Origin of the sequence: Acerihabitans sp. TG2 (genome assembly GCF_035013185.1) — a bacterium.
Classification (GTDB): domain Bacteria; phylum Pseudomonadota; class Gammaproteobacteria; order Enterobacterales; family Enterobacteriaceae; genus Acerihabitans.
In genome coordinates this window covers 87122-99223 of record NZ_JAYGJO010000022.1, presented here as the reverse complement: position 1 = coordinate 99223, position 12102 = coordinate 87122, and the positions used below count along the sequence as shown (strand labels likewise).

The 12102-nt window shown below is 46.3% G+C and carries 9 protein-coding genes; 5 read left to right on the top strand and 4 right to left on the bottom strand.

The features are described from left to right. Window positions 1-269: 269 nt before the first annotated feature. From SJI19_RS17985 to mobA, 3 genes are all read right to left on the bottom strand, one after another. The gene (locus tag SJI19_RS17985) at window positions 270-2771 is read right to left on the bottom strand and encodes an inverse autotransporter beta domain-containing protein (protein ID WP_323479642.1); all 2502 of its coding nucleotides are present in this window, start codon (window positions 2769-2771) and stop codon (window positions 270-272) included. A gap of 655 nt (window positions 2772-3426) precedes the next feature. Further along, window positions 3427-3981: a molybdopterin-guanine dinucleotide biosynthesis protein MobB gene (mobB, locus tag SJI19_RS17980; RefSeq protein ID WP_323479641.1), complete on the bottom strand. Its 555-nt coding sequence runs from the start codon at window positions 3979-3981 to the stop codon at window positions 3427-3429. Further along, window positions 3978-4571: a molybdenum cofactor guanylyltransferase MobA gene (gene mobA / locus SJI19_RS17975; RefSeq protein ID WP_323479648.1), complete on the bottom strand. Its 594-nt coding sequence runs from the start codon at window positions 4569-4571 to the stop codon at window positions 3978-3980. The genes mobB and mobA overlap by 4 nt, the downstream gene beginning before the upstream one ends. 144 nt (window positions 4572-4715) lie before the next feature. On the opposite strand from mobA, the gene SJI19_RS17970 reads away from it, so the two are divergent. The 4 genes from SJI19_RS17970 to polA all read left to right on the top strand — a co-directional run bounded on the left by SJI19_RS17970 (window position 4716) and on the right by polA (window position 9891). Continuing rightward, complete coding sequence (locus SJI19_RS17970; protein WP_323479640.1) at window positions 4716-4985, top strand: YihD family protein; 270 nt, start codon at window positions 4716-4718, stop codon at window positions 4983-4985. Window positions 4986-5009: 24 nt separating this feature from the next. Next, window positions 5010-5996 (top strand): serine/threonine protein kinase, encoded by a 987-nt coding sequence (locus tag SJI19_RS17965; RefSeq protein WP_323479639.1) that lies wholly within the window; start codon window positions 5010-5012, stop codon window positions 5994-5996. Window positions 5997-6014: 18 nt separating this feature from the next. Beyond that, window positions 6015-6641, top strand: a complete 627-nt coding sequence (gene dsbA, locus SJI19_RS17960) for a thiol:disulfide interchange protein DsbA (RefSeq protein WP_323479638.1) — start codon at window positions 6015-6017, stop codon at window positions 6639-6641. A gap of 460 nt (window positions 6642-7101) precedes the next feature. Beyond that, window positions 7102-9891: a DNA polymerase I gene (gene polA, locus SJI19_RS17955; protein ID WP_323479637.1), complete on the top strand. Its 2790-nt coding sequence runs from the start codon at window positions 7102-7104 to the stop codon at window positions 9889-9891. 300 nt (window positions 9892-10191) lie between these two features. Here polA and yihA read toward each other — a convergent pair whose 3' ends face one another. After that, window positions 10192-10833, bottom strand: a complete 642-nt coding sequence (yihA, locus tag SJI19_RS17950; protein ID WP_323479636.1) for a ribosome biogenesis GTP-binding protein YihA/YsxC — start codon at window positions 10831-10833, stop codon at window positions 10192-10194. Window positions 10834-11439: 606 nt separating this feature from the next. On the opposite strand from yihA, the gene yihI reads away from it, so the two are divergent. Further along, a complete protein-coding gene (yihI, locus tag SJI19_RS17945; protein WP_323479635.1) occupies window positions 11440-11979 on the top strand; it encodes a Der GTPase-activating protein YihI in 540 nt (179 codons plus the stop codon). Window positions 11980-12102 lie beyond the last annotated feature (123 nt).

The window sequence follows — 12102 nt, the reverse complement described above, 5'->3', positions numbered from 1 at the left end:
ACTAGACCGGCTACCCTCCAGCGCACGCGCCAGCCGGGCATGGGAGAACACTAGACCGACTGCGTTTCAAAATGGATGGTCTGACGACCGTGACATTGAAATGCTGCTTAGACTGGATATATTCCCGCAACACGGCATTAGTGTATCCCCCTCTTAACATGGTGCCTCCTCTTTTGGTGTTGGAACCTTAAAAGAAAGACCACGCTGGGTGGCGTGGACAACTGTTCTGATGAATTACCGCCTTTATCACTGATGTTGATACTGTTACGTTAACTACCACTTTCACTACTACTTTTACCCAGATTAGCCTTTTTTATATTTCTGAACTCATCATTTGTTGGTTGTGTTATGCTTTTATTATTTAAATATGAGAAGGTATTATTTGCTGTATTATAAGCGTTAGTCGTATTGTCATTAGTTTTAACTGCCGCATCGTAAGCTGAGTTGACATTACCTTCTTCAATATTCAATATAGCCTGTTGGTATGAGGCAGTAGCTAAATCAGCGAATTTAAGGGTTTGTTCATAAAAATCTTTTATTAATGGAATGTTATCGTGGCTAGGTTTCTGTTCAGTGGCTTGTTTGTATGCAAACTCTGCCGCAATAGCAGCAGAGTCTGCTATATTTTTGTTATTCTCAGCTATGATCTTAATTTCACCATATATGATATTTAGATCACTCGAATCATTCTTGATAAGCTTCTCTATCTCAGTAAGTTTTTCTTTTCTAGTTTCTGCATTATATTTATCTTTCTTTAAAGATAAACAACTTGACTTATAGGTATATCTAAAATATTTTCTTGGATCAATTTCTATTGTTGAAGCTGATTGCGTACGGTTCGGTGATTCCGTCGAATCAGAATTTGGTGTAGTGGGAATTTGATCGTTATTTCCCCGTGTATATTGCTGTTCGGGTTCAGACGTAGACTCAAATGAATCCGAAGGAATTATTTCGTGTTGATCCGATACGTCCTCGTTGTCTGAAGTTATCACGTTCTCTTGCCTCAGATGTTCTGATGAATTTAATAGATCCTTCAGCATTTTCGCAAGTTCTTCGCTTGTGGGATCACACTGATCAGCATCAGCATCAGCATCAGCATCAGCATCAGCATCAGATTCAAATGAATCTGAATGAATTGTATCGTATTGATCCGAGGTGTCCTCGTTATCTGAATTATTATTTTCAGCATTTTCAGCATTTTCAGCATTTTCAGCATTTTCAGCATTTTCAGCATTTTTAGCATTTTTAGCCTCTAAGCGAAGCCGCATTTCCTCAGCTCTTTTCTTTATTTGTTCTTCAAAAGTTGGAGGCTTATTGTTACTGGGCTTAGATGTATACTTGGGTTGTTGAGGCGGAACGTTTTCCAACGATGGATTTTGTTTGTTTTCATCGTCATTCTCAGGACCAGTTTGGTCATCCTCCGGTGGGATTCTTTCTCCAGAAAGTACCGCTTGCTCATAAATATAAGGTTCGGTGACAATAATGGTTTCTGCACGATTGGAGCTAGCGCCCTGCTTATCGAAGGCCACCGCCGAGATACGATATTCATTATCACCCAGAGGATTAAATGGCGGGAATGTAACCTGAGCCGATCGGTTAGTAAAACGGGTAACACTGCCTCCACCGGCGGCCAGTGAACCACTATCCCAAACTATACGGTCAAGTTCGTACTTGCTAGTGACAGTAACATTAACATTTTGCTGCTCACCACTATGGCCCCTCAATTCTGTTGGCAACTGAAGTGTTATCTTTCCCATCGCCGGTTTCTGCGCCTGGTATTCAAACACAATATTATTATTACGTTGCACCCTATCTGTACGGCTTCCTGACAGCGATCTGGTCAACGGGATATATTGCGGATTGAGCTGTTGTGCTAACGGCACGTTAAAGCGGTAGTTGATGCCAAGATTGATCTTGCTCTCATGCTTGCCATGATTCCACCGAGAATGATCCATACCTAGGGTGACTAAGGGCACTGGGGTGTAGGATAACCCCAGAGTTAATGCCGAAGGATTTTTATGGCGTTCTTGACGGCTTGAGGTCGCCACTTCATGACCAAACCATTGTTCATATTTAAACTTCGCCCCCAGTTGGGCGTAACCCGGAAAATAACCTTCAGCGATAATATCAAAGCCATTGGCGACACGTTCACGACTGTCTTTTAATAATGAGGATGTTTTCCATTCCGATAATCGGTAATAGCCGTTAGTTGAGAATTTTACATTATCACGCCACAGTTCTAACCCGATCCCTCCCCGGCGATGCTGATTGCCTGTGAGTTGCGCATCTAGAAAGGTATTGTAACCCAACATCCAACGGTCAAAAGAAAACCGCTGTCCGAAACCGAGATTGACAATATTCTCCTTATCTTGTTTCCTTAAACCCAATTGACTGAATATGAGTTGTTGGTCGGTGTTTTTTAACGGGACTATGATATCAAAAGAGGTGCCAGAAAACCCTTTGCCTAACAGTGGAAAATCAATATACGAGCTACCAACGCGATGACTGCCGATATGTTCCCGTTTGGGGCTCACCACCCCATCAGATCCATAAACTACACCAGCCGATCTGTCATTATCATGATCATTTATCTTATTTTCAGTAGGGACTCGCAGCGAAGTTTTACTGCGCCGTGTTGATGTTATATTACTTTCATCAGTAATATTGTTCCCTCTGGTTTTTTTTAATTCTTTTTTCTTCTCGGTGGAAAAACAACCCACTAATAAAGTTGTTAAACTAACAACTGCCATGTAATATTTTAAATTAATCATATAAATAAAGCCGCAATATAATTGAGTTATATGTGATGACAGGGTGCCATTGTGAAATGTGGTCTTAGTCGTTAATGTGCTAACTTATGATAAATTAGCGTTATTCTATTAATGAGTGATGTTTTACCTGGTAGTGTTTTTTTAAAAAATCACTCTAAAATAAATAATGTAAATTGTCCTCCACGAATATTGTGTGGATTCATCATCATAAGAGTCCATTTTTACGTTACTTGTTTAATTATAAAATTTACGATGTTGCCCCTAGTAGTCTTATTTGATGGTTGTTGTTTAGCACTAACTAGAGGATCATAACTGAGTTCATTTAAACGATTAATAACATTTTAAAAAATAATTCTTAAGATTATTAACAGGTATATATTCTAAATGATTTGAGTAGAATGAGGTTCACCAATCCCCAGTAGTTTACGGAGTGGCTGAGTGGCATGAGGACAACGTTGTCGGCGCGGATTTGAACGCGACCGATCGCGGCCCCGTTAGGGGCGAGGCGTAGGGAAGGGAGGAGAGGAGTATTGCCAGCGCACCAGCAAGCTAAAAGATCAGGCGGTAGCAATATAAATACGTCAAATAGTCCCTTATGGTGAGAAGAGTAAAAATCCCAATAAAAAACCGATTATGCTGGGTGATCTGACGCCGATTACCTCATCCCGTCGATGTGAGGTGGGGTCCTACAATCCTGTCGATGATGTAACCACTCGTTGATAAAATGCGCGATGGCTTCGGGCTGATTGATGTCCAATAACGGTAGGGTGATGTCTAGCGGGACGTCGCTGGCCACGGCTATGACATGCTCGTCGATAAGCGAGCGCCACTCAACGCCAGTCTGCTGTCTAAACAACGCAATCTTGGTAATAGGTTCATGTTTGAAGCCTTCCACCAGGATCAGGTCGATTTGTGTTGCGTCCATTTGTTCGGCCAACCAGGACAGTGATGGCATGGCGAGATCCTGATTTTCTGTCATCAGCGCCCAGCGCGCTTCGCTCGCTACCATGGTTTGCCGTGCACCGGCTTTACGCAGTTCATAGCTGTCCTTACCTGGGGTATCCACATCGACTTTGTGATGGGTATGCTTGATGATACCGATACGCACCCCATAGTGATTGAGCAAGGGGATGAGCTGCGTTAATAAGGTGGTTTTGCCGGTACCACTGAACGCGGTTATGGCTAACAGTGGTGGATGTGGCGCTGTCATGCTTGTGCTCCTGGCTCATTGACTGACCATTGTTGTAAATCCTGCGGGGTATTGAGATTGGCGAACGCCGGTGGTTCAGCGGGGAAAACCACCCGTTGGGCGTTTATCTGCGCAAAAAACAGCATCACTTTGCGATCACCTCTGGCGAGGGTATTTTCCAGCGCCGGGATCAACGTGCGATGGAGTAGTGAAAAAGCAGGATGATCACGTCCCCCTGCGCAGGCAAAGGCGGCGGCGGCTCGTTGCTTGCCTTGCCATAGTCGGGTCACCAAATCAGCGGGAAATATCGGCACATCACAGGGGGCAAAAACCACCCACTCGGTCGATGCCGCCTGCAGTCCAGCTAACATACCGGCCAGAGGGCCGGGAAAATCAGGCAGGGTATCGCTAATCACCGTCAGACCACTTTGCCGGTAATACTGTTGGTTGCGATTGGCGCTGATGATGACCTGGGACACCTGCGGGGAGAAGCGGTCTAAAACATAACGGTACAAGGGAACCTGGTTAAGCACTATCAGCCCTTTATCCTCACCCCCCATGCGTGTCGAGCGTCCGCCCGCCAGTATCACGCCGGTTATTTCGGTTGTCAGAATGGTATTCTCCCGTGACACCGATTCATTCATAGGTGGTTCCACATATTAAGATACAATGTTTCAGAGGTGGTTGAACAATGATGTTTATCCTGTCCGTTGAATCTTGATACATTATCACTAATATCCTATGAGGGCTGAGTTATGAAATATCATCGCGTTAACGAGCTAATCGAGTTGCTTCAGCCTGCCTGGCAGCAGGAATCTGACCTTAATTTACTGCAATTTTTGCAGAAGTTGGCGCAAGAGGCCGGCTATAACGGTGATTTAACCGCACTGTCCGATGATACGTTAATTTATCACCTAAAGATGCGCGGCACCGATAAAACCCAAGCGATTCCTGGGCTGCAAAAGGACTATGAAGAGGACTTTAAAACCGCGATCCTGCGTGCGCGCGGCATTATCAAAGAGTAGACGCAGGCAATAAACGAGCGTTTTATGAATACTACAGCATTTAATTTCAAGACATTGATGCCGGATCTGATCATGGATGCGTTACAAAGCGTCGGAATACGTGTGGATTCGGGGTTAACCGCTCTGAACAGCTACGAGAACCGCGTTTATCAATTTCTCGACGAAGATAAAAAACGCTACGTGGTCAAATTTTACCGCCCCGAACGTTGGTCGGTTGATCAAATCCTGGAAGAGCATGAACTGTCGTTAGGGCTTGCGGATGCAGAAATTCCCGTGGTACCGCCGCTGCGAATTAACGGTGCGACGCTGTTGGAACATCAGGGTTTTCATTTCGCGGTTTTTCCAAGCGTTGGCGGCCGACAGTTTGAACAGGACAATGACGAGCAGCTTGAATGGGTTGGGCGTTTTATCGGCCGAATCCATCGCAGCAATGGTGATAAATTGTTCACCGCCAGGCCCACTATCGATCTTGAAGAGTATTTATATGAGCCTCGGCGCGAGCTTGAGAACAGCAGCTTAATTACCGGTAAACAAAAAACTGCATTTTTACAGTCTGTTGACACACTTATTGCCGAAGTTAAGTTATGTTGGACCACGCAATGGCGGCCATTGCGTTTGCATGGTGATTTACATGCCAGTAACATTATGTGGCGCGATGGCCCGATGTTTGTTGATCTTGATGATGCCCGCAATGGCCCCGCTGTTCAGGATCTCTGGATGCTGCTGACCGGCGATCGCATCGATCAACAATATCAATTGTCGTTATTGTTGGACGCCTACGGCGAATTTATGGATTTCAATCCACGCGAATTGGCTTTAATCGAACCCTTAAGGGCCATGCGTATGATTTATTACTTGGCCTGGATTAGCCGGCGCTGGGGAGATCCTGCATTTCCTTATAGTTTCCCCTGGATGGTTGAGGGGGCGTTCTGGTCACAACAAACATTAATCTTTACGGAACAAGTAAAGTTATTGCATGAACCCCCATTACAGCTTATGCCTATCTATTAAATATTGGAGAAAGTTTTGATGAAAAAAATTTGGTTTGCGCTTTTAGGCCTGGTACTGGCATTTAGCGCAGGGGCTGCACAGTTCACTGAAGGGCAGCAGTATATCCAACTCGATAAACCGGTTGCCAACGAACCGCAGGTGTTGGAATTCTTCTCTTTTTACTGCCCGCATTGTTATGAGTTTGAAGAAAACTATCATATATCCAGCAGCGTAAAACAGGCGCTGCCGGCAGGGACCAAAATAACCAAATACCATGTGGATTTCCTTGGTGGGGATATGGGCAAACAGGTCACCCAGGCTTGGGCGGTGGCGATGGCCTTGGGTGTTGAAGATAAAGTCAGCCCACTGTTGTTTGAAGGTATTCAGAAAACCCAGACCATCCAAACCCCTGCTGATATCCGTAACGTCTTTATCAAAGCAGGCGTCAGCGCGGCAGAATACGACGGTGCCTGGAATAGTTTTGTGGTTAAATCGTTAGTGGTACAGCAGGAAAAAGCGGCCTCTGATCTGCAATTACGCGGTGTGCCGGCCATGTTTGTTAATGGCAAATATATGGTCAAAAATGACGGTTTGGATATGTCGTCCAAAGAGGTTTACGTTAAGCAGTTTGTTGATGTGGTGAAATATCTGCTGACACAGAAATGATTTTAACGGCATATACTGCGTATCGCCGGCCTAGCGCCGGCGTTTTTTTTTGTGTGTAGAATCCACCCCCACGACAAGTCGTTATTCTCCTCGTTTTCCCATCTTGAACCCGTACGTTTGTATCTGTTTTTAGCAGTGGCAAAAATGGCTATATTCCAAATCGAATTCGAGTCAAGTTATATCCACAAATAGGGAATGCTATTGATATATATGCAATTAGCCTGCTAAATTATATAAATATATGATTTTAATGATTTTTTTGTTAAGCAATAGTTTTGTAGAGGAAATTTAAAAGTTAAAAATTTTTTTTACACACAAAGTTATCCACAGAACGATCCAGTAGATCTTTGCATGAATTCAGTTTTTTTATTGGTCTTATGCTACGCTATTGTTCGTGTTCGGCAGCCATGCTATGGCATGCTACCCCCATCAATGCTGACAAAAAAGAACGAAATACGCTATGGCCCACATTGCAGACAATCCGTTAATTCTGGTTGATGGTTCCTCTTATCTCTATCGTGCATATCATGCCTTCCCGCCGCTAACCAACAGCGCAGGGGAGCCGACCGGCGCCATGTATGGCGTGCTTAATATGCTTAAAAGCTTATTGACGCAATACAAGCCCAGTCACGTTGCGGTGGTTTTTGACGCCAAAGGCAAAACGTTCCGCGATGCGCTTTTTGAGCAATATAAATCGAATCGCCCCCCGATGCCCGATGATTTGCGCAGTCAAATCGAACCCCTGCATCTGATGGTCAAGGCCATGGGATTGCCGTTGCTGGCAGTGGTAGGTGTCGAGGCTGATGATGTTATCGGTACCCTGGCCCTGGAAGCGCAGCGGGCTGGTCGAGAGGTTTTGATCAGCACCGGTGATAAAGATATGGCTCAGTTGGTATCGCCAATGATTACCCTGATTAATACCATGTCCAATGCCATTCTGGGTCCAGAAGAGGTGCGTGAGAAGTTTGGCGTGCCGCCAGAACTGATTATTGATTACCTGGCGCTAATGGGCGACAGTTCGGATAATATCCCAGGTGTGCCCGGTGTTGGAGAAAAGACCGCACAAGGGTTATTGCAGGGGTTAGGCAGCCTGGACAGTATTTATGGCGATCTGACCAAAGTCGGTGGCCTGACGTTTCGCGGCGCGAAAACCTTGGCGCCGAAGCTTGAGCAAAATAAAGAACTGGCTTATCTATCATATCAATTGGCGACGATTAAAACCGACGTGCCATTGGACTTGCCGTTTGACCAATTAATCGTGAACGAGCCCGATGCGGTTGAGCTGCAGCAGTTGTTTAAAAAATACGAATTCAAACGCTGGCAGGCGGATCTGGAAGCGGGTAAATGGCTTCAGGGTCGCAAGAGTGTCACCATCAGCCCCTCAACACCGTTTAATGCGCTGCCCGCCGCCGACGACGAGGAGCAAGGACAGCAGTTGTCCCAAGAGGGATATGAGGTGATTTACCAGTTGGCGGATCTGCAACGCTGGATGGACAGGATCACCCAAGCCGGACTCTTCGCCTTCGATACCGAAACCGACAGTCTGGATACGCTCACCACCCACCTGGTGGGTGTTTCGTTTGCGGTGGTGCCTGGTGAAGCTGCTTATCTCCCCTTAGGCCATGATTATATCGACGCGCCGGAACAGTTGGACCTCAACCAGGCATTGGCGTTGTTAAAACCCTTATTGGAAGACCCGGCGATTCGAAAAATTGGTCAAAACCTCAAATTCGATCGCGGCGTCTTGCAACGTTACGGTATCGAACTGGCCGGAATTGCCTTTGATACCATGCTGGAATCTTATGTATTAAACAGCGTGTCGGGACGTCATGATATGGACAGCCTGGCGGATCGCTATCTGAAACATACCACAGTGGGATTCGAAGACATTGCCGGTAAGGGTAAAAACCAGCTGACATTTAACCAGATTGCCCTTGACCTTGCCGGGCCTTATGCTGCTGAAGACGCTGATGTGACACTGCGCCTGCATGAAAAGCTGTGGCCGAGGATTGAAAAAAACAGCGGTCTGAAGACAGTGTTTGAAGAGATCGAGATGCCGCTGGTGCCAGTACTGTCACGTATTGAGCGTACTGGAGTATTAATAGATGAAAAAATTCTGGCTGCACATTCGGTAGAGTTGACCAAACGGCTGGGTGAGTTGGAAATTGAGGTGCACGCGCTGGCGGGAGAGACGTTTAACCTCGCTTCCACCAAGCAATTACAGGGGATCCTCTATGATAAGCAGAAATTGCCGATCCTGAAAAAGACCCCGGGCGGCGCGCCGTCTACCAATGAAGAAGTCCTGGCTGAACTGGCACTGGACTATCCATTGCCGAAGCTTATCTTGGAATACCGGGGTTTGGCGAAACTCAAGTCGACCTATACCGATAAGTTGCCGTTAATGATTAACCCGTTATCGAAACGGGTACATACCAGTTATCATCAGGCTATTACCGCCACTGGACGCCTCTCTTCCAGCGATCCTAATTTGCAGAATATCCCGGTGCGTAACGATGAAGGGCGCAGGATTAGACAAGCGTTTATTGCGCCGAAGGATTCGGTCATCGTGGCGGCGGATTATTCACAAATTGAGTTACGCATTATGGCGCATCTCTCCAGGGATCAGGGGCTGCTGCGGGCGTTTGCCGAAGGGAAGGATATCCACCGGGCAACCGCGGCCGAAGTGTTCGACTTGGCGTTGGATAAGGTATCCAATGAACAGCGCCGTAGCGCCAAGGCGATCAATTTTGGCTTGATTTACGGCATGAGCGCCTTTGGTCTTGCGCGTCAGTTATCGGTTGGACGTGCGGAAGCGCAACGCTATATGAATCTGTATTTCGAACGCTATCCCGGGGTGTTGGATTATATGGAGCGCACCCGCAAGCAGGCAACGAAACAAGGTTATGTTTCCACCCTGGACGGTCGACGTCTCTATCTGCCCGACATCCACTCGCGCAATGGTAACCGGAAAAAAGGCGCTGAACGCGCAGCGATCAATGCACCCATGCAGGGTACCGCCGCCGATATTATTAAACGCGCGATGATTGCTATTGACGCCTGGTTGCAGGCAGAGCAGCCGGCGGTGCGCATGATTATGCAGGTCCATGATGAATTGGTCTTCGAAGTGCAGCGCGGGATAGTGGAATCGGCAAACCAAAAAATCAAGACGTTAATGGAGGGATGTTTTGCCCTTGATGTCCCGCTACGGGTGGATATTGGTGTAGGGGAAAATTGGGATCAAGCGCATTAAGTGGCGAAATAATAAGCTTTTTTTGTAATTAAAATACATAAAAGGGTGATTCAAACCCGCAAAATGAGCGATAAGATCTTATTATAATGAAATTAAACTACAAAAAATTCTTTTGCCTTGGCGTAAATTGAGGTAAAATTACAGACGTAGGGTACAGAGGTAAGATGTTCTATCTTTCAGACCTTTTACTTCACGTAATCGGATTTGGCTAAATATTAGCCGCCCCGGTCATTATTGACTGGGGCGTTTTTTATTGGGCCTTACCTAAGGCAGTTGTTCACTGCCGGGCGATTGGCGGGGTTAAAGCGCTTCGGTTATCTCAGTATCCACCGCTGGCGGGAGGGTGTTGAACCAGTCATCAAGTTTCATGCGCAGTTTATCCACACCGGTTTTTTTCAGCGATGAGAACGCCTCCACCTGAATGTCGCCATCAAAAGCCGCCGCAATTTCCCTTACATGGTTAATTTGCGCCTTACAGGCACCGGAAGCGAGTTTGTCTGACTTGGTGAGCAGAACCAAGACCGGAATATCAACCCCCACGGCCCATTGCACCATTTGCTGGTCCAGATCCTTCATGGGATGGCGAATGTCCATCAATACCACCAATCCTTTGAGACTAAAACGTTTTTGCAGGTATTCACCCAGCGCACGCTGCCACTTGATTTTCATCTCTTCCGGCACTTCGGCATAACCATAACCAGGTAAATCGACCAGACGCACGTCTGGTTCAACTTCAAATAAATTGATTAATTGTGTGCGTCCAGGGGTTTTACTGGTTCTTGCCAGCCCTTTTTGGTTGGTCAAGGTGTTTAACGCGCTGGATTTACCCGCATTGGAACGCCCGGCGAAGGCAACTTCGATACCGGTGTCAATGGGCAAATGGCGGATATCGGGGGCGCTCATGACAAAATGAGTCATGTGATAGTTGTATGAGGTGGTCAAGTGCTTCCTCTCCTTCAGGATGGCGTATTGCCGTCAATTATACGTGTAATAAGCAAAAAAGCGGTTTTTATCTTTTCCTGTTGTTGGCTGCGCTTGATGTTATGGCTTATTTTTAACAATATGGCGTTTTAACGTAAGTTTTTGCTAATTTACCCGTGTAAGATATTGGCTTATATGCCAAGACGTTATCTCGTTTTGATAAAATTTAATTTATTTATAATCATAAAGTTAACTAATCATCTCTATCAAAATACCTCACTGTGATCCTTAGGCAGCCTTGTGCTGTAATCCTACCGCGCTACATTAGCTGAGAGGGCAAGGAGTGCCATTTTTTTGTTTTTTCCATGGAAGATTTTTGCTTAGGATGAGCGAGTGTAAGGGAATACACCCTAACCAATTTGCTTCATATGGAGTAGAATAAAACATCATCACAGCGATAAACCGATACACAGGATGTGAGTCAGGGGCATCGCGCGGGATGTTTTTTCTCCCGGAGCACCTTCATCTTTATGGTGGCAGATTAACTGCCGCCTTTTTTATTGGTAGGGTTTCTGATAGATTCCGCCGCAATTCCAACATTATTTATTTTACTCAAGAGCAGAGATCATGAATCCATCAGGTAAAGACGGGCGGCGTAAGCCGGCGGTCGCAAAGAATAAACGTAAAAGCCGTGAAGAACTGAATGTCGAAGGCCGCGCGCGTCAGCGCCAGAAAAAGCGCCGTGGTTTGGCTTCAGGCTCTCGCGCCCAGGAAGGAAATAAGGACAGTGGACGTGCCGGGCAAGGCAACAAGCTGGACCCCCGTATCGGCAGTAAAAAACCGGTACCGTTGATTGCTGCCACCGCCGTGGTTAAAAAACCAAAATCGATGGAGCCGCAAATTTACGTCCCCATCCAAACCCTTTCCGCCGCTGAGGAATTGGATCTTCTGGAGAACGATGAGCGTCTGGACGAATTATTGCAGCGTCTGGAACAGGATCAGACCTTAGAGACTGCCGAGCAGGCGTATGTTGATAAGACGCTGGATCGCATCGATGAGTTGATGACCCAGCTGGGTATCGAGCTCGATGAGGACGACGAAGAAGAAGAAGAGAAAAAGGAAGATATGCTGCAATTGTTAAAACGTGGCCAAAAAGACAGCCGCTAAAGCGTGAATCCATTACTGGTATTGGTCGTTGTACTGCCGGCATGTTATTTAGTGTGGTTATTGGGTAAACTATGGCGGCTTTCCCGGCGTAAAGATCGATTACGAAAGGTGCGTGCCGCCGGA